The 18,163-nt window shown below is 65.9% G+C and carries 19 protein-coding genes and 1 tRNA gene; 5 read left to right on the forward strand and 15 right to left on the reverse strand.

What is annotated here, in order from left to right; translation table 11 throughout:
• Window position 1: 1 nt before the first annotated feature.
• A complete protein-coding gene (locus JX001_RS12525) occupies window positions 2-1,330 on the reverse strand; it encodes a replication-associated recombination protein A (RefSeq protein WP_205681257.1) in 1,329 nt (442 codons plus the stop codon).
• A gap of 74 nt (window positions 1,331-1,404) precedes the next feature.
• Between JX001_RS12525 and JX001_RS12530 the strand changes: the two genes are divergently transcribed.
• Window positions 1,405-1,827 carry a VOC family protein gene (locus JX001_RS12530; RefSeq protein ID WP_153924116.1) on the forward strand — a complete coding sequence of 141 codons (423 nt, stop codon included), beginning with the start codon at window positions 1,405-1,407 and terminating at the stop codon, window positions 1,825-1,827.
• 4 nt (window positions 1,828-1,831) lie between these two features.
• Here JX001_RS12530 and JX001_RS12535 read toward each other — a convergent pair whose 3' ends face one another.
• A complete protein-coding gene (locus tag JX001_RS12535) occupies window positions 1,832-3,235 on the reverse strand; it encodes a Do family serine endopeptidase (RefSeq protein ID WP_205681258.1) in 1,404 nt (467 codons plus the stop codon).
• A gap of 204 nt (window positions 3,236-3,439) precedes the next feature.
• On the opposite strand from JX001_RS12535, the gene JX001_RS12540 reads away from it, so the two are divergent.
• Together JX001_RS12540 and JX001_RS12545 are read left to right on the forward strand one after the other, a co-directional pair.
• On the forward strand, window positions 3,440-5,401 hold the full coding sequence (locus JX001_RS12540) for a M61 family metallopeptidase (protein ID WP_205681259.1): 1,962 nt from the start codon (window positions 3,440-3,442) through the stop codon (window positions 5,399-5,401).
• Window positions 5,402-5,634: 233 nt separating this feature from the next.
• Window positions 5,635-7,611 (forward strand): M61 family metallopeptidase, encoded by a 1,977-nt coding sequence (locus JX001_RS12545; RefSeq protein ID WP_205681260.1) that lies wholly within the window; start codon window positions 5,635-5,637, stop codon window positions 7,609-7,611.
• Between the two features lie 40 nt (window positions 7,612-7,651).
• On the opposite strand, the gene JX001_RS12550 is transcribed toward JX001_RS12545, so the two are convergent.
• A complete protein-coding gene (locus tag JX001_RS12550) occupies window positions 7,652-8,329 on the reverse strand; it encodes a type 1 glutamine amidotransferase domain-containing protein (RefSeq protein ID WP_205681261.1) in 678 nt (225 codons plus the stop codon).
• 119 nt (window positions 8,330-8,448) lie between these two features.
• Between JX001_RS12550 and JX001_RS12555 the strand changes: the two genes are divergently transcribed.
• The gene (locus JX001_RS12555; RefSeq protein ID WP_205681262.1) at window positions 8,449-9,387 is read left to right on the forward strand and encodes a CE1 family esterase; all 939 of its coding nucleotides are present in this window, start codon (window positions 8,449-8,451) and stop codon (window positions 9,385-9,387) included.
• 126 nt (window positions 9,388-9,513) lie between these two features.
• Here JX001_RS12555 and rplL read toward each other — a convergent pair whose 3' ends face one another.
• The 6 genes from rplL to JX001_RS12585 all read right to left on the reverse strand — a co-directional run bounded on the left by rplL (window position 9,514) and on the right by JX001_RS12585 (window position 13,599).
• Window positions 9,514-9,897, reverse strand: coding sequence for a 50S ribosomal protein L7/L12 (rplL, locus tag JX001_RS12560; protein WP_055754823.1), 384 nt, complete (start codon window positions 9,895-9,897; stop codon window positions 9,514-9,516).
• Between the two features lie 62 nt (window positions 9,898-9,959).
• Window positions 9,960-10,475 carry a 50S ribosomal protein L10 gene (gene rplJ / locus JX001_RS12565; protein ID WP_055754822.1) on the reverse strand — a complete coding sequence of 172 codons (516 nt, stop codon included), beginning with the start codon at window positions 10,473-10,475 and terminating at the stop codon, window positions 9,960-9,962.
• 310 nt (window positions 10,476-10,785) lie between these two features.
• Entirely contained in the window at window positions 10,786-11,355 is a 570-nt protein-coding gene (locus JX001_RS12570) for a DUF2059 domain-containing protein (RefSeq protein WP_205681263.1), read from the reverse strand.
• 69 nt (window positions 11,356-11,424) lie between these two features.
• The gene (locus JX001_RS12575; protein WP_205681264.1) at window positions 11,425-11,877 is read right to left on the reverse strand and encodes an NUDIX hydrolase; all 453 of its coding nucleotides are present in this window, start codon (window positions 11,875-11,877) and stop codon (window positions 11,425-11,427) included.
• 153 nt (window positions 11,878-12,030) lie between these two features.
• On the reverse strand, window positions 12,031-13,113 hold the full coding sequence (locus tag JX001_RS12580; RefSeq protein WP_205681265.1) for an AI-2E family transporter: 1,083 nt from the start codon (window positions 13,111-13,113) through the stop codon (window positions 12,031-12,033).
• A gap of 69 nt (window positions 13,114-13,182) precedes the next feature.
• A complete protein-coding gene (locus JX001_RS12585; protein ID WP_205681266.1) occupies window positions 13,183-13,599 on the reverse strand; it encodes a winged helix-turn-helix transcriptional regulator in 417 nt (138 codons plus the stop codon).
• 53 nt (window positions 13,600-13,652) lie between these two features.
• Here JX001_RS12585 and JX001_RS12590 point away from each other — a divergent pair, with 53 nt between their 5' ends.
• Window positions 13,653-14,261, forward strand: a complete 609-nt coding sequence (locus tag JX001_RS12590; RefSeq protein WP_205681267.1) for an NAD(P)-dependent oxidoreductase — start codon at window positions 13,653-13,655, stop codon at window positions 14,259-14,261.
• A 64-nt stretch (window positions 14,262-14,325) separates the two neighbouring features.
• Here the strand turns inward: JX001_RS12590 and rplA are convergent, their stop codons facing one another.
• The 6 genes from rplA to JX001_RS12620 all read right to left on the reverse strand — a co-directional run bounded on the left by rplA (window position 14,326) and on the right by JX001_RS12620 (window position 18,160).
• Window positions 14,326-15,015 carry a 50S ribosomal protein L1 gene (gene rplA / locus JX001_RS12595; RefSeq protein WP_017506695.1) on the reverse strand — a complete coding sequence of 230 codons (690 nt, stop codon included), beginning with the start codon at window positions 15,013-15,015 and terminating at the stop codon, window positions 14,326-14,328.
• Between the two features lie 3 nt (window positions 15,016-15,018).
• Window positions 15,019-15,450 (reverse strand): 50S ribosomal protein L11, encoded by a 432-nt coding sequence (gene rplK, locus JX001_RS12600; protein WP_055754816.1) that lies wholly within the window; start codon window positions 15,448-15,450, stop codon window positions 15,019-15,021.
• 229 nt (window positions 15,451-15,679) lie between these two features.
• Entirely contained in the window at window positions 15,680-16,255 is a 576-nt protein-coding gene (gene nusG, locus JX001_RS12605; RefSeq protein WP_017506694.1) for a transcription termination/antitermination protein NusG, read from the reverse strand.
• A 13-nt stretch (window positions 16,256-16,268) separates the two neighbouring features.
• The gene (gene secE, locus JX001_RS12610; protein WP_205681268.1) at window positions 16,269-16,583 is read right to left on the reverse strand and encodes a preprotein translocase subunit SecE; all 315 of its coding nucleotides are present in this window, start codon (window positions 16,581-16,583) and stop codon (window positions 16,269-16,271) included.
• Between the two features lie 70 nt (window positions 16,584-16,653).
• Window positions 16,654-16,729, reverse strand: a tRNA-Trp gene (locus tag JX001_RS12615).
• 96 nt (window positions 16,730-16,825) lie between these two features.
• Window positions 16,826-18,160, reverse strand: coding sequence for a hemolysin family protein (locus JX001_RS12620; RefSeq protein WP_181669109.1), 1,335 nt, complete (start codon window positions 18,158-18,160; stop codon window positions 16,826-16,828).
• Window positions 18,161-18,163: the final 3 nt, after the last annotated feature.

The following is an 18,163-nucleotide window of genomic DNA, read 5'->3' on the forward strand; positions in this document are numbered from 1 at the left end:
GTCAGTCGCCCGCCGCGTCCACAGCGCCGTCCACCGCCATCCGCGCCCGCATCTCGGCCCAGCGTTTCAGCCGCGCCTTGACCTTCTCCTCATGCCCCTCGCCCTTGGGCTTGTAGAAGGTGCGACGGTCCATCTCGTCGGGGAAGAAGTTCGCGCCGGAGAAGCCCTCGGGCGTGTCCGGGTCGTATTGATAGCCCTTACCGTACCCCAGCGACTTCATCAGCTTGGTCGGGGCGTTGCGGATATGGGCGGGGGGCATCAGCGAGCCCGTCTCATAGGCCGCCTTCTTTGCCGCCTTGAAAGCCTCATAGACCCCGACCGACTTGGGCGCGGTGGCTAGGTGCACCACCGCCTGGGCCAGGGCCAACTCGCCCTCGGGACTACCCAGGAAGTCGTAGGTGTCCTTGGCTGCATTGGCGACCAGGATCGACAGCGGATCGGCCTCGCCGATGTCCTCGACCGCCATCCGCACGATCCGCCGCGCCAGATACAGCGGATCCTCCCCCCCGTTCAGCATCCGCGCCAGCCAGTACAGGGCCGCGTCCGGGTCCGACCCTCGCACCGATTTATGCAGGGCGGATATGAGGTTGTAGTGTTCCTCTCGGCTCTTGTCGTAGGCGGGCGCTCGGCGTTGCAACACGCCCGCCAGTCCCTGCACGTCCAGCTTTTCGCCATCCGGCAGGTCGAACAGCACCTCCGACATGGTCAGCAGATACCGCCCGTCGCCATCGGCCAGGGCCACCATCGCCTGCCGCGCTTCCGGCGTCAGCGGCAGGGTCCGGTCCATATGCGCCTCGGCCCGGCTCAGCAGCTGATCCAATGCAGCGTCGTCCAGCCGCTTCAGCACATAGACCTGACTGCGCGACAGCAAGGCGCCGTTCAACTCGAAGCTGGGGTTCTCCGTCGTGGCCCCGACCAGGGTCACCACGCCTGCCTCCACAAACGGCAAGAAGCCGTCCTGTTGGGCGCGGTTGAAGCGGTGGATCTCATCGACGAACAGCAGGGTGCTCTGTCCCGCCGCACGCCGCATCCGCGCCGCCTCGAACGCCTTCTTCAGGTCGGCGACGCCCGAAAACACCGCGCTGATCGCCTGATATTCATAGCCGGCCGCCTGCGCCAGCAGGCGCGCGATCGTGGTTTTGCCCGTCCCCGGTGGTCCCCACATGATCATCGACCCCAACCGCCCGGCCTCAATCATGCGCCGGATCGGCCCGCCTGGCCCCAGCAGATGATCCTGCCCCACCACCTCGTCCAGCGTGCGCGGACGCAGGCGGTCTGCCAAGGGGGCGTCGGGGGGCAGAATGCCGGAGGCTTCAAACAGGTCGCTCATGGGTGCGACCTATGTAGGCGTTCGCCAAAGGCTTTTCACGCGTTAGTATGGCGAACCGCCACGGAGACCGCCCCATGACAGACGCCAATCCGAACCAAGGTCCGACTTCTGGCGTGACGCCGCATCTGACAATCCCGTCGCGCGGGGCCTCTGCGGCGATCGATTTCTACATCATCGCCTTCGGGGCCGAGGTCCTGGACCGTCGCCTCGCAGACGACGGCGAGCGGCTGATGCACGCCCACCTGAGGATCAACGGCGCCAGCGTCATGTTGAACGACGAGTTCCCGGAATACGGGGGCTCCCAAGATGTCCGCCCTGCCGGCGTGACACTGCATCTTCAGGTGGCCGATCCCGACGCCTGGTGGACGCGCGCCATGATCGTCGGCGGCGCGGAACCTGTGCTGGACATGGCCGATCAGTTCTGGGGCGACCGCTACGGCGTCCTGCGCGACCCCTTCGGCCACACCTGGTCGATCGGCGGGCCGACGAAGGCCTGACGACCTACCTTAGAACGCCGCGGATCTGACGGCCGCCACGGTTGACCACGACCTCCCAAGGGCCGCGACCGGAACTGGCGGCCTCCACATCGCGGGCCGAGCCGATGGCGCGGCCGTTGATGCTGACGATCAGGTCGTTCTGGCGGAAGCCCGCGCGCGCCGCATAGCCGCGGCCGGACACGCCGGTCACGATGACGCCCGTCGCGAACGGATCGCCGCCCAGCCGGTCTGCCAGAGCGGGACTCAGCGCGACAACCTCGGCCCCGGCGAAGGGGCCGGACTGGATCGTCACCCCCTTCGTCGGATCGGCGTCGCCCGGAAGAGTCTGAACCCGCGCGGTCAGGGTCTGCGCCCGTCCGTCGCGCAGGATGGACACCTGCACCTGATCGTTCGGATTGCGTGAGCCGATGCGATAGTTCAGCCCGTTCTGGTCATTGATCTCCTGACCGTCGACGGCGGTGATGACGTCGCCCTGACGAATGCCGGCGCGCGCGGCCGGACCGTTGGCGTAGACGTCGGTGACGACCAGCCCCTGCGGCCGGCTAAGGCCCAGGCTGCCGGCGATGTCGCCAGTCACAGTGTCGCCCTTCACGCCCAGCCACGGCCGAACCACAGCCGTCGCGCCGCCCAGCGCGCTGTCGACGACCCGCTTGACCATGGCCGCCGGCACGGCGAACCCGACGCCGGCCGAGGAGCCCGAGCGCGAGAAGATGGCGGTGTTGATGCCGATCAGGTCGCCGTCCATGTCTACCAGCGCCCCGCCCGAGTTGCCGGGGTTGATGGCCGCATCGGTCTGGATGAAGGACCCGCTGTCGGAAATGCCGGTCTCGGTTCGGTTCAGGGCCGAGATGATGCCGTTGGTCACCGTCTGGCCCACGCCGAACGGATTGCCGATGGCCAGAACCAGATCGCCGACCTGCTGCTCTTCCTGATCGTCGATAGCCAGGACCGGCAGGCGGTCGCTGACGTTCTCCAGCCTTAGCACGGCGATATCGCTGCGCTCGTCGGCCAGGATGACGGTGGCGGGAAACTCGCGCCGATCGTTCAGCACGACCTTGATCTGCTGGGCGCCGTCGATGACGTGGTTGTTGGTCACCACGATCCCGTCAGAGCGAACGATGACGCCGGAACCCACGGATTCCGCCACCCGCGCCTGGGGAATGCCGCCGCCGAAGAATTGGAAGAAGGGATCGGCCTGCACCCGCTGCACGCTACGTGCCGAGATATTGACCACGGCCGGCGCGGCGGATCGCACCACGGGCGCAAAACTGGACTTCATTCCCGCCGCATCGGCCGGGGCGGTGCGCGTCGGCTGGGCGAACTCGCCCTCCTGCGCCTTGGAGTTCGAGGGATTGCCGCACGCCGACAAGGCGAAGGCGACGGCGAGCACGATCGATCGGGTCTTCATGGGCATCCGAGAAAGTCAAGCTTCAAGCGACGCCATTCCGCACCCGGTTTCGGGCCGGATCAAGGCGTGTGCGCGGCATCAACGGAAAAGCGGGACAGCCCGTTCCGCCCGGCGGCGAACGCAAGATTGTCAACGGCCTCGACCTTGACGCCTCGCACCCTGCGTCGGACTGTCGCGGCTCCCCAGTCGCCTGAAGAGTCCTCGATGATCCGTTCTTGCCTGCGCGCCGCCCCTCTCGGCCTCGCTCTTCTGCTCGTCTCGACCGCCCCGGCCGCCCTGGCGCAGCAAGCCTCGACCACCCCGCCCGCCCTGCCCGCGCCCCTGCCTGCGATTCCTGAAGCGCGGGACGTCGCCTATCCCGGCGTCATCACCCTGGACGTCGACGCCACCAATCTGGCCCAGCACATCTTTGCTGTGAAGGAAACGATTCCGGTCGCCCAGGCGGGACCGATGACCCTGTTCTTCCCCGAATGGCTGCCGGGCAACCATGGCTCCGTCGGCCCCATCGCGCAGCTGGCCGGTATCGAGATCACGGCGAACGGCCAGCGGGTGCAGTGGGTTCGCGACACCCTGCATCCCTTCGCCTACCACGTCCTCGTCCCGGCCGGTGCGACCGCGTTGGACATCACCCTGCAGCACCTGTCGCCGACGACCGGCAATCAGGGCCGCATCACGATGACGCCCGAGATGCTGAACATCCAGTGGGAGAAGATGCTGCTCTATCCCGCCGGCCACTGGTCGCGGAACATCACGGTCCAGCCCACGGTCAAATTCCCCGCCGGCTGGCAGTTCGGCACGGCGCTTGAGCCCGAAAGCAAGGCCGGCGACATCCAGACGTTCAAACCCGTCGATCTGGAAGTGCTGATCGACAGCCCGGTCTTCGCCGGCGTCCACTATCGCCAGATCGACCTCGATCCCGGCGGCCGCTCGCCCGTTCGCGTCAACATCGTCGCGGACAAGGCTGACAGCCTGAACGCAACCGACGAGCAGATCCAGATCCTGCGCAATCTGGTCGCCCAGATGGACCGGCTGTATGGCGCGCGCCATTTCGACCACTACGACTTCCTGATCGCCATGACGGACAAGCTGGGCGGCATCGGGCTGGAGCATCACCGCAGTTCGGAAAACTCGGTCGATCCCGCCTTTTTCACCGGCTGGGACACCCATCTGTCCGACCGCGACCTGCTCAGCCACGAGATGAACCACTCCTGGGACGGCAAATGGCGCCGCCCCGCCGACCAGTATGTGCCCAACTTCAACAGCCCGCTGCAGAACAGCCTGCTGTGGGTCTACGAGGGCCAGACGCAGTATTATGGCCAGGTGATCGCCGCCCGCTCGGGCCTGCTCAGCAAGCAACAGGCGATGGACGCCCTGGCCATGACCGCCGCGACCTACGACACGCGCGTCGGCCGTGAATGGCGCGCCCTTCAAGACACGACCAACGACCCGATCATCAGCCAGCGCCAGCCCAAGGGCTGGCTGTCGTGGCAGCGCGACGAGGACTACTATTCGGAGGGCCAGCTGATCTGGCTCGACGTCGACACGACGATCCGCGAAAAGACCGGCGGCCGGAAGTCGCTCGACGACTTCGCCCGCGCCTTCTACGGCGTCCAGGACGGCAGCTATACGCCCGCTCCCTACACGTTCGAGGATGTTGTCGCGGCCCTGAACGGCGTCGTCGCCAATGACTGGGCCACCTTCCTGCGCACCCGCCTGGACGCCGACGGCCCCGAGGCCCGCGCCCCGCTGGACGGTCTGGCGCGCGGCGGCTGGCGGCTGGCCTATTCGGACAAGCCCACCGATTACATGAAGACCCTGTATGCCGAGCTGAAACGCAACGACTTCACCTATTCGCTGGGCTTCCAGACCGGCGAAGGCAACAAGATCCGCAGCGTCCAGTGGAACGGCCCGGCTTTCAAGTCGGGCCTGGCCGCCGGGATGGAGATCGTCGCCGTCAACGGGCAGGCCGCCAGCGCCGAACGCCTCACCGAGGCCGTCACCGCGGCCAAGGATCCGTCGACGCCCATCACCCTGATCGTCAAGGACGACGAGCAATACCGCACCGTCGTCTTCGACTACCACGACGGCCTGCGCTACCCCCGCCTGGAACGCATCCCCGGCACACCTGATCGCCTGGGCGACATCCTGACGCCGCGTCGGCGCTGAACCGCCGAACACATACGTCTCCTCCCCATTGCGTGGGGAGGTGGCGCGGCGCTTCTTCAGCGCCGTGACGGAGGGGCTCTTCGCCGCCTCACAGGCGCCTGTGGGACTTCAAGAGCCCCTCCACCGCTTCGCGGTCCCCCTCCCCACTTCATGGGGAGGGGACACAACGCCACGCTTGACGCATCGCCCCTCGCCCCCGACGGTGCGGCTTCCTCGCCGAACCGGATGACCGAATGCCGCGTACCCGCCTGACCGCCGCCTGCCTCGCCGTTTTGATGACGGCCGCCGCTTCACCAGTTCTGGCTCAGAGTTTCCAGTCCACCCCTGTCGTCACCGATGCGACCCAGGCGCCGCTGGCCCTGCCCCGCGCCCAGCCGGCCATCCCGGCGCCGCAAGACAAGCCCTATCCGGGCGTGAGTCACTACCGCGCCGACATCACCGACCTGGACCGCCGCATCATCCGCGTCAGCCAGACCATACCGGTCGCCGGTCCTGGCCCGCTGACCCTGCTCTATCCGAAGTTCCTGCCCGGAAACCACGCCGCCACCGGCCCGATCCAGCTGCTGTCCGGCCTGACCGTCACCGCCAATGGCCAGCGGATCGAGTGGCTGCGCGACACGCTGGACCCTTACGCCTTCCACCTCGACATCCCGGCGGGCGTGACCAGCATCGACGTGCAGTTCCAGCAGCTGACCCAGCCCGACAGTTCCAACTGGCGCGTGCTGATGACCCCGGCCATGGTCAATCTGCAGTGGGAAAAGGCCATCCTCTATCCGGCCGGCTATTTCAGCCGCCAGATCCAGGTCGCCCCATCGGTGGTCCTGCCAGCCGGCTGGAAATACGGCACCGCCCTGACCACCGCGTCCCAGGACGGCGACGTGGCGGCCTTCGCCCCCACCGACCTCTACACCCTGATCGACAGCCCCATCTTCGCGGGCGCCCACTACCGCCGCGTCGACATCGACCCCAGCGGCGAGCGCGTCCACCTGAATATCCTGGCCGACGAGGCCAAGGGTCTGGCCGCCACCGACGACCAGCTGAAACTGTTCGAGAACATGGTCCAGCAGGCCGACCGCCTGTTCGGCGCCCGCCATTTCGACCACTACGAATTCCTGTTCGCCCTGACCGATCAGATGGGCGGCATCGGGCTGGAGCATCATCGCTCGTCCGAGAACACCGGCGCGCCCGATTTCTTCACCAACTGGACCAAGAGCGCCGGCGATCGGGGTCTGCTGCCCCACGAATACACCCACTCCTGGAACGGCAAGTTCATGCGTCCGGCGGACGAGTTGACCGCCAACCACAACGTCCCGACCCAGAACACACTGCTATGGGTCTATGAGGGCCAGACCGAATACTGGGGCGATGTGCTGGCCGCCCGTTCGGGCCTGCATTCCAAGGACGTGGCCTTGGCGACCCTGGCCAGCGTCGCCGCCTTCTATGACAACCAGCCGGGTCGCCAGTGGCGCGCCTTACAGGACACCAACAACCACAATCTGCTGGGCTATCGCGTGCCGGGCCAGTTCACCTCATGGATGCGCGGCACAGGCGACTACTACCGCGAAAGCCTGCTGGTCTGGCTGGACGCCGACACCCTGATCCGCGAGGGCACCAATGGCCGCAGATCGCTGGATGATTTCGCCAAGGGCTTCTTCGGTCACGACGACGGCGAGTGGGCGCCGCAAGGCTACAGGTTCGAGGATGTGGTCGCAGCCCTGAACACCGTCTATCCCCACGACTGGGCCGCCTTCCTGCGCACCCGTCTGGACGCCGTCGGTCCCGACGCCCGCGCGCCGCTGGCCGGGATCGAGCGTGGCGGCTGGCGACTGACCTACACCGACGCACCCTCGGCGGCGGAGAAGTCCGTCCAGAGCGGCTGGGCCAACGAGTTCCAGTATTCGCTGGGCTTCACCCTGTCGGGCGACAAGCTGACCAACATCCGCTGGGGCGGGCCCGCCTTCGAGCAAGGCCTCGGCGCCGGCTGGAGCCTGGTCGCCGTCAACGGCAAGGCCGGCTCGGCCGAGGTGTTGCGCGACGCCGTCACGGCGGCGAAAGGGACCGACGCCCCGATCGAACTGTTGCTGAAATCCGGCGATCGCTTCCGCACGGTGGCCTTCGCCTACCACGACGGCCTGCGCTACCCGCGGCTGGAACGGATCGAAGGCGCGCCGGATCGCCTGTCCGACATCCTCGCGCCCCGCCGTCGCTGAAAGCGTCTCCTCCCCGCCTCGCGGGGAGGAGACACGTCCCTTACTTCAACAGCTTCAGCAGCGCCTCAGCCGCCGCGTGCGACGAGCCGGGGTTCTGCCCGGTCACCAGCTTGCCGTCGGTCAGAACATAGGAGCCCCAGTCCGGCCCCTTGGAGTAGTCGCCGCCGTTGGCGGTCAGCACGTTCTCGACCAGGAACGGCACCACGTCGGTCAGGCCCACGGCCTCCTCTTCGGAGTTGGTGAAGCCGGTCACCTTGCGGCCGTTGACCAGCGGCTTGCCATCCGGCCCGTTCACCGACTTCAGCACGCCGGGCGCATGGCAGACGAAGCCGGTCGGCTTGTCCGCCTTGGCGAAGGCCTCGATCAGGGCGATGGAGTCGGCATCGTTCGCCAGGTCCCACAGCGGTCCGTGGCCGCCGGGATAGAAGACGGCGTCGAAATCCTCGGCCTTCACCGACGACAGGACGACGGTCGAGGCCAGGGCGGCCTGGGCTTCGGGGTCGGCCTTGAACCGGCGCGTGTCGTCGGTCTGGGCGTCGGGGTCGTTGCTCTTGGGGTCCAGCGGCGGCTGACCGCCCTTGGGCGAGGCCAGCACGATCTCCGCGCCCGCGTCCTTCAGCGCGTAATAGGGCGCCGCCAGTTCTTCCAGCCAGAAGCCGGTCTTCTTGCCCGTGTCGCCGAGTTGGTCGTGCGACGTCAGCACCAACAGAATTTTCATAGGGGATGGCTCCGTCTTGGGGTGTCCACAAATGGGAAGCCGCACGGCGCCGCTCAAGACTGGCCTCGATGTCCAAAACACCCCACCCTGTCGGCCTCGATCAGCGGAGACGACGTCGCATGAAGCCTTGGTTTGGTCTGTTCGCCGCCCTGATGGGCCTGATGGTCTTCAGCCCGTCGGCTCAGGCGGCCGGCCCCTGCAACGTCGGACAGGCGGGCGCGACCCAGGCCGTCGCCATCGGCCGCAGCGGACGCACGATGCGGATCCACCTGCCTGCTGGTTTCGATCCTGCAAAGCCGGCGCCTCTGGTCTTCCTGCTGCACGGCAGCGGCGGCACGGGAGAGAAGATGCTGGCGTCTTCCGGCCTGGCTGAGGCGGCGGATTGGCACGGCTTCATCGTCGCTGCGCCCGACGCCGGCATTCCGATCGATCAAGGTTTCGTCTGGAACATCCCCGGCGTGCCGACCGTCACCGGCGCAGTCCCCGGTCCCGGCGATGCCGACGACGTCGCCTATCTGACGAGAGCCATCGATTATCTGGCCGACCAGGGCTGCGTCGATGACGGCCGCGTCTATGCGACGGGCCTGTCGGGCGGCGGGCGGATGGCGTCCTGGCTGGGTTGCGTCGCCGCCGACCGTTTCGCCGCCATCGCTCCGGTCGTCGGCTTGCGCGCCGGCAATCCCCGAAAAGACCGCCCGGAGGAGCCAGATCCCGCCACCTGCCGCCCCTCGCGCCCCATGCCGGTCATCGCCTTCGCCGGCGACGCCGACACCACCAATCCGATCCAGGGCGGCGGCGCAGGCTATTGGAGCTACACCATGCATGCCGCCGAACAGCGCTGGGCCCAGCTGAACGGCTGCACCCAGGTGCGCGACACCCGCTGGATCGCCGACAAGGTCTATGAAGAGGGCTACGCCGCCTGCCGCGACGGCGCGGACGTGGTGGGCCGCATCACCTCAGGCGGCGGCCACAGCTGGGTCGCCGACAACGACGCCCTGTGGGCCTTCTTCGCCGCCCGCACCCGCCCGCAGCGCCGAGCGCTCCACGCACCACAGTAACGTCCAGCCTCAAGTAGCGCGAAGCGCGATAGGCCCAGCTAAAACTTGCGGTAGGCCCCAAAGAAAAAGACCCGGCGGTTTCCCGCCGGGCCTTTCCGATCTTCAGCAAATGCCGAAAGTCAGATCTTACTTGATCTGGACCTTGGCGCCGGCTTCCGTCAGCTTCTTGGCGACTTCGTCGGCGGCTTGCTTGGAGACGTTCTCGACGACGTTCTGCGGAGCGCCTTCGACCAGGTCCTTGGCTTCCTTCAGACCCAGGTCCGAACGGACGCCGCGGACTTCCTTGATCACGTTGATCTTCTTGTCGCCGCCGTCGACCAGGACGACGGTGAATTCGGTTTGCTCTTCGGCAGCTTCAGCCGGAGCGCCGCCGCCGGCGGCCGGAGCAGCCATGGCGACCGGAGCAGCGGCGCTGACGCCCCACTTTTCTTCCAGCAGCTTGGAGAGTTCAGCAGCTTCGAGGACGGTCAGAGCGGACAGGTCTTCGACGATCTTGGCGAGGTCAGCCATTGTCAGTTTTCCTTCGGAGGATTGGTTTTAGAGAGTGATGCAGAGATGAAAGGCTGGGCCGCTTACGCGGCTTCCTTGGTGGCGTAGGCGTTGAACACGCGAGCCAGCTGACCGGCGGGTGCTTGCAGCACGCCGGCGATACGGGTCGCAGGCGCGTTGAGCAGGCCGATGAGTTGACCGCGAACCTCGTCGAGCGTCGGGAGCTTGGACAGTGCGTCCACGCCCTTTTGGTCGACGATGGTCGAGCCCATGAAGCCGCCGACGATCTTGAAGCGATCGTTGGCCTTAGCGAACTCGGTGGCGACCTTGGCGGCCGTACCGGGGTTCTCGGAATAGGCGATGCCCACGGGACCCTTGAACAGGTTGTGGTAGTCGCTGCCTTCCTCGGCTTCGAGCGCCTTCAGCGCCAGGCGGTTCTTGACCACCTTGAACGCGCCGCCTTCTTTACGAAGACGGCCACGCAGATCTTCCATTTCCGCAACGGTCAGACCCAGGTTGTGGGTCACGACCACGCTGCCGGCGTCGGCGAAAACGCCCTTGAGCGATTCGATAGACTCGGCTTTTTGAGCGCGATCCATTGCGGTCTCCAGTCTTGGTATTCGCCGCCGGGCTTATTCCCGACGACGGATTGGCCAAAGCGCGTCGCATCGCTGCGAAACGTCGGGCCGGTCGTATTGTCCGAAGGATGCGTCTGACGGCGTCCGTCCCGGAATGCGGGCTGACAGCGCAAGGTCGCGTCCCCATCTCCCCACGGCGTCAGAGGGCTCTCTGACAGTTATAGCCTGGGTGACCCCCACGCCCCGAAGTTCTCGGACAGGACCGTCAGAAGATGAACCTCCGACGGGAAGCGGCGCTCTTACAGGCGCCGCCGTTGGAAATCAACCCGGCTTAACGCCGGCTGGGCTTGGCGCCGGTCTCACCTTCTTCGCCGCAATCGAACCGGGCGCAATATTTGCTCTGCAGTTCGGTCATGAAGCTGGTCATCACTTCGATCTGCGACTCTTGCACGGCCACGCCCAATGGAATCGCCTTGGCCGCGACGGCGCGCCCGACAGGACTGCGATAGAAGTCGATCTGACCGCGCAGTTCTTCTTCGGTGTAAAGCTCCGCATAGGCCGGAACCATGTCGTCCAGAAGACGCACCACCATCCGGCTGAGCATCGGCGGCATATTGGTCCGGATCCAGGCCGCCTCCTCGCCGCCCTTCTGAGTGATTCCGTCCAACTGCTCGCTCATGGCCTGCTCGAACTCCTTCATGAAGTTCGGCCCGGCCGAGAGATTGATCAGTTCGCGCGCCAGGACGCTGCGGCGCGCCAAGCCTTCGTCTGGACGAACGACAACCTGGAGGCGATCCTCCCCTCCGTTCGGCGCCTCAGTGCTTTGCGCGAGCGCTGGCGTACTCGAGCCGAACGCCGAAACAAGCGCCACTCCCAGCGCCAGGTTATGAATGATGGTCATGATCGCCTCCCCTGCTCCCTTATCGGCAGGCATCACCCCGGCTGACCAGCCGAATTCGACCGACGGTTGCTAATCTTCCAGCGGCGTGGCGTCGAAGTCGCGGATCAGCGCGGCCAGGTCGGGCTCGTGAACCAGGTCCGCCGCCTCGCTCAGGCTCATCCAGCGGCGCTCGCGCTGATGCGCTTCGGGCCAGGCGCCCATCTGGATCAGCACTTCCAGTGGATAGACCGACACCACGCACTGGCGCACGCCGCCGTCTTTCAGACTCTTGGCGTATCGGAAGACGCCGATGGACTGGGTGTCGACGTCGCCCTTCACCCCCGCCTCCTCCATCGCCTCCTGGGCGGCGGCCTCGGGATCGCTCTTGCCGACCATCCGCCCGCCCTTGGGTATCACCCAGCGTCGCGTTTCGCGCGAGGTGATCATAAGGATGCGACGCTCGCCGTCTTCCAGCCGCCACGGCAGGGCCGCGACCTGACGGGTCTCGGAGCGTGAGGTGCGTTTCGACCGGGCCTGCGCCACGCCTCAGCCCTCACCAATCGCGTGAGCGGTCCTGACGATTCGTGCTGGCGCTCGCCCAATCTTCACGTCTGGTTCCAGGTCTGCGGGTCGCGGCCGCCCTCGAAACGGGATCGCGACGGCTGCGTCAAGTTGTCAGACCACGGACGGTCCCATTTATTTCTCTCCCGGCGCCTTGGCCTTTGGATCGCCCAACACGTCCTGACGATACAGCATGGTGATCAGCGTGTGCAGCACCAGCGCCAGCGGCGTGGCGAACAGCACGCCCAGCGGCCCGAACAGAGTGCCGATGCCCACGACGGCGAAGATGCCCAACACCACGGGCAAGTTCGCGACGTTCTTCTGCACCATCGGCGTGATGAAGTTACTCTCCAGCTGGGACACAACGACATACAGCGCCAGCGTCATCAGGGCCGTCTGCCACCCTTGCGTGGCGCCAACCAGCACGGCCGGCACGGTGGAGACGATGGGCCCGACGATCGGCACGAACTGCGCCAGACCCGTCAGCAGACCCAGCCCCAGCGCCGACGGCACGCCGATGATGGCCAGCCCTACGCCCGTTAGTGTCCCTACCAGCACCATCGAGAACAGCTGCGCCTTCAGCCAGCCCTTCAGCGCCTTGCCGCAGCTGTTCAGCACTTCGCGCATCCTCGGTCGCCGATCCATGGGCAGCATGGACAGCAGCCCCTCGCGCGACTTGGCGGGTTCGATCGCCAGGAAGACGCCGGCCACAACGACGAGCAATAGCGTCGTCACGCCAGATGCGAAGCCCAGGGCGAACTTCTGCGCCACTTGCAGCGCCTGACCGGCTCGGTCGCCCAAGCCCTGAATCTGGTCGAACAGCTGCGCGGCATAAGGTTGGGCCTGAATCCAGGACTGCACCTGGTTCCAGCCTTCCGGCACCACGGCGGACAAGGCGACGACCTGCTCGGTGATTTGCGTGCCGAACAGGGTCAGCACGCCCGCCAGCACAGCGACGACGATCAGGAGCGACAGGAAGACGGCCAGCGGGTCCGGCGCCTTCAGCCAGCGCACGATGGGATCGGCCAGGGCGCGCAGAATCACCGACACCACGATGGCCCCGAAGATCAGCAGCCACAGCGTCTGCAAGGTCACGATCAGCTGGACCGCGAAATAGGCCGACACCAGCACGATGGCGCCGAACGCGAGCCGCCCCTTCCACGGGTCGTGGCCGCCCACACCGGGCTTTTCGCCCATCAGTTTTCCCAGTCCGAACATATCGCCCCCTTCAAGGTCGCGACTGGAACGCGGGTCGAGCGTGGCCGTTCGCCGCAGGCGATAAAAAAGTCAGTGGGCGTCGGAGGATCGCTGATCGTAGGCCATTTGCGCGGCCGCGACTTCCGGCATCCGGGTCTCGGCCCAGTCGATCATGGACTGCATCGCCGCCATAAGGGTTCGGCCCAGCGGCGTGACCGCATAGGTCACCGACACCGGCACGGTGGCCACGACGGAGCGTGACACCAGCCCGTCGCGCTCCAGCGATTTCAGCGTCTGACTCAGCATCTTCTGCGACACCCCGTCGACCCGCTGCTTCAGGGCGTTGAACCGGATCGGCCCCTCTCCCAGCACGATCAGGATCAGGGTGCTCCATTTGTCGGCGATCCGGTCCAGCAGCTGCCGCGTCGGACAGTTCGCTGCGAACACGTCGCCGCGCAGCCAGGTTTCTTGAAGGTGACCAGGTGTCTGAGAAGTGCCGTCTTGCATGGGCGCATCCCATATCGCACCTGGTATCCATTGGATACCCAAAGGAGCCTTCCATGAAAGTCGCAGTTCTCGGCGCCAGCGGTCGCGCCGGCTCGGAAATCACCAAGGAACTGGCCGCGCGCGGTCACACGGTCACCGCCATCGCCCGCAAGCCGGAGGCGATTCCCAGCGCCACCGGCGTCACGCCTGTCGCCGGCGACGCCTCGGACGCTGCCGCGGTCGCCGATCTGATCAAGGGTTCGGACGCCGTCATCAGCGCCCTGCACTTCGATGTTCCCGCCGCGACGATCCTTGGCGCGCTGAAGACCGCCGGCGTCCCGCGCCTGCTCGTCACCGGCGGCGCCGCCAGCCTGGAGGTCGCGCCCGGCGTCCTCTTGTTCGACACGCCGCAGTTTCCGGCCGAATGGAAGCCCATCGCCAAGGGCGGCCTGACCTTCCTGGAAGACCTGCGTCAGGAAACGGACATCAACTGGACCTTCTTCTCCCCCGCCGCCCTGATCGAGGAAACGCCGCGCCTGGGCCGCTATCGCACCGGGACCGACCAACTGGTCGTGGACGCCAACGGCGACAGCAAGATCGGCTTCTCCGACTACGCCATCGCCATGGTCGACGAACTGGAGAACCCGAAGCACAGCCGCGCCCGCTTCACAGCGGCTTACTGATCCGGGCAAGAAAAAACGGCGGGGATCGCTCCCCGCCGTTCTTCAGCGTGGCTTGTCTTTCGACTTAGGCGCCCAGCGAGGCTGGGTCGACCTTGAAGCCCGGGCCCATCGTCGAGGACAGGCTGATGCGCTTCACATAGGTGCCCTTGGCGCCCGACGGCTTGGAACGCACCAGGGCGTCCACGATGGCCTTCACGTTGGCTTCCAGGGCGTCCTGGGTGAACGACACCTTGCCGATGCCGGCGTGGACGATGCCCGCCTTCTCGACGCGGAACTCCACGGCGCCGCCCTTGGCGTCCTTGACGGCCTGGGCCACGTTCGGGGTCACGGTGCCGACCTTGGGGTTCGGCATCAGGCCGCGCGGGCCCAGCACCTTACCCAGACGGCCGACCAGGGCCATCATGTCCGGCGACGCGATCACGCGGTCGAACTCCATGAAGCCGCCGGCGATCTTTTCGTACAGATCTTCGGCCCCGACGTGTTCGGCGCCGGCTGCGGTGGCTTCGGCGGCCTTGGCGTCCTTGGCGAAGACGGCGACGCGAACGTCACGGCCGGTGCCCGACGGCAGGTTGACGACGCCACGGACCTGTTGGTCGGCGTGACGCGGGTCGACGCCCAGGTTGACCGAGATTTCCAGCGACTCGTCGAACTTGGCCTTGGCGTTTTCCTTGGCAAGCTTGATGGCGTCGGAGAACGGCAGCAGGTCTTGGGTCACGCCGGTGCGGGCCTTGAAGGCCTTGGTTTGCTTGGCCATGGTTTAGCCCTCCACCACTTCGAGGCCCATCGCGCGGGCGGAGCCTTCGATGATCTTGGCCGCCGCGTCGATGTCGTTGGCGTTCAGATCCTTCATCTTCTTTTCGGCGATCTCGCGCAGTTGCGCCTGCGTGATCTTGCCGGCGACTTCACGGCCGACCAGCTTCGAACCCGACTTCAGGCCCGTGGCCTGCTTCAGGTACCAGGTCGCCGGCGGCGTCTTGGTGATGAAGGTGAACGACTTGTCCTGATAGACGGTGATCACGGTCGGAAGCGGGGTGCCCTTGGCTTCCTTCTCGGTGCGCGCGTTGAACTCCTTGCAGAAGCCCATGATGTTCACGCCGCGCTGACCCAGAGCCGGGCCGATCGGGGGCGAAGGCGTGGCCGAACCGGCCGGCACTTGCAGCTTGATATAGCCGAGAATCTTCTTGGCCATTGGTCTCTCCTATGAATGACCCGGCGAATGAACGGCGAGCCGGTGAGCCGTGGTGCGGCATGGCTGCCTCCCACGGATTTGACGCTCCACGAACCGAAGGCCCGCCGAGCGAAGGCTCGCGTTTAACAGAGGGGGGATGGAAAGGCAACGCACCGCCCAGCCCTCGCCGCGGAAACGAAAAAGCCGCGCCCTTTCGGACGCGGCTTAAATCTCGACAGGTGCGTCGGCCTCAGCCCGCGACCTTCTCCACCTGGGCGTATTCCAGTTCGACCGGCGTGGCGCGGCCGAAGATGGACACGGCGACGCGCAGGCGGGCGTGTTCTTCGTCCACGCTCTCGACCGAACCGTCGAAGCTGGCGAACGGGCCGTCGATGACCTTGACCTTCTCGCCGATGTCGAAGCGGATGGTGGGCTTAGGACGCTCGACGCCCTCTTCCACGGCGCCGATGATGTTCTGAACTTCACGCTCGGAGACCGGCAGAGGCTTGGTGCCGCCCGCGGCGCCCAGGAAGCCCGTGACCTTCGGCGTGTTCTTGACCAGGTGATAGGCTTGGTCGGTCATTTCCATCTTCACCAGCACATAGCCGGGGAAGAACTTGCGTTCCGAGTTCACCTTGCGGCCGCGACGGATCTCGACGACGTCCTCGGTCGGAACCAGGATTTCGGAGAAGGCGTCTTCCAGGCCCTGTTGCTTGGCCTGATCGCGCAGCTGCTCGGCGACCTTCTTCTCGAAGTTCGAGTAGGCGTTGACGATGTACCACTTGTGGCGCGGATTGGCGGGCTTTGCAGGCGCTGCATCGGTCATGGGCGCGTCTTTCTCAGGATCCGAGAGCGATGATGTAGCGGAAGGCGTAGCCCAAGCCGGTGTCCACGATCCAGAAGAAGATCGAGGCGATTATGACCATGATGAAGACCATCACCGAGGTGATCCAGGTCTCCTTGCGGCTGGGCCAAACGATCTTGCGGCCTTCGGCGCGCACCTGGCTCAGGAACTGGCCGGGGCTGGTGCGGGGCTTCTTGGGCTCGGGCGAATCGACCGTGATGGAGGCGGCGCCGGCCGCCTGAGGCTTGGCGCCCATCTGGGGCTTCGCGCTGCCTTGAGGCCGCTTGCCGGGAGTTTTGGCCTTGGCCATCAGTTGCTCTTCACACAATTGTTCCTGTCGCCCCAGATGGGAAGTCCCATCCGGAAGCGACAGGGGGGATTGGCAGGAGTTGGGGGACTCGAACCCACGACCCCCGGTTTTGGAGACCGGTGCTCTACCAGCTGAGCTAAACTCCTAGACAACCGCGCAAACCCGAAAGGTCCGTGCGTTCGCCAGAGGGGGGCGTATGCCCGACACCGCCCGCTATTTCAAGGGCGATGTGACACTTGCGATCAGTCTTCCAGATGCGCGGCGATGGCTTCGCGCTCGGCCTCGGCCTTCACCAGTTCCTTGAAGATCAGCTTGTCGATGCGGCGGTCGTCCATATCCACGACCTCAACCTCGAATCGGCCGACCTGCAGCACTTCGCCCTCGTCCGGGACGCGCGAGATCTGGTGCAGAATCAGGCCGGCGACGGTGTGGAAGCCTTCATGCTCGCCAAAGTCCTCGCCCAGCTTGTCAGCCAGTTCGTCCAGGTCCGTCTGACCGTCGACCAGCCAGCTGCCGTCGGCGCGCTGATGGATCCAGGCCTGCTCTTCGTCATGGCCTTCGTTGAAGTCGCCGGCGATCATTTCCAGGATGTCCGTCGCCGTCACCACGCCTTCGAAGGCCCCGTACTCGTCGACGATGAAGGCCATGTGGACCCGCGAGCCCTTCAGGATCTCCAGCGCCTTCAACACCGAGGTCGACTGAGGAATGAAGGCCGGTTCGGCGACCAGCGGCTCGATGTCGAACTTGCCGTTGGTCAGCAGGCTGTCCAGCAGATCCTTCTTGTGAACCACGCCCAGCGGATTATCGACATCGCTCTCGCGCGCCACCACGATCCGCGAATAGGGGCAGGTGCGAATCTCTTCGCGCAGCATCTCTTCGGGGTCGTCCAGGGCGATCCAGAACACGTCGTGGCGCGGCGTCATGGCCACCCGCACCGGACGGTCGCCCAGGCGCAGGATTTCCTCGATCATCACCTGCTCTTCCGGCTCGATCAGGCCGGCCGAGGTGCCTTCGGCCAGGATGGTCGCCACCTCTTCCTGGGTCACGTCGGAGCCGTCGCGATCCTTGACGCCCATGATCTTCAGGATGCCCGAGGTGGAGGCGGTCAGCAGCAGGACGAACGGCTTCAGCACGATCGCCAGCTTGGAGATCGGCCCGGCCATCTTGGACGCCACCGTCTCGGGGAAGATCAGCGCCAGGCGCTTGGGCACCAGTTCGCCGATGATCAGCGAGACATAGGTGATGCACACGACCACCAGGGCTGTGGCGAAGAACTCAGTATATTTCACCAGCGCCGGGAAGGCGACTTCCAGAATGCGATCCAGCTCGCCCGCGATGGTCGCCTGACCATAGGCGCCCGCCAGAATGCCGATCAAGGTGATGCCCACCTGAACCGCCGACAGAAACTGAGTCGGTTCTTCCGACAGCTTCAGCGCCGCCCTGGCCCCCCGGTCGCCCCGTTCCGCCCTCGCCTGTAGTTTGGATTTCCGCGAGGAGACGACCGCCAATTCAGTCATGGCGAACAAGCCGTTGAGCACCACCAGGAGCAGAACGACAGCAATAGCGATGAGTAACATCTA

Source organism: Brevundimonas fontaquae (genome assembly GCF_017086445.1).
GTDB lineage: Bacteria > Pseudomonadota > Alphaproteobacteria > Caulobacterales > Caulobacteraceae > Brevundimonas > Brevundimonas fontaquae.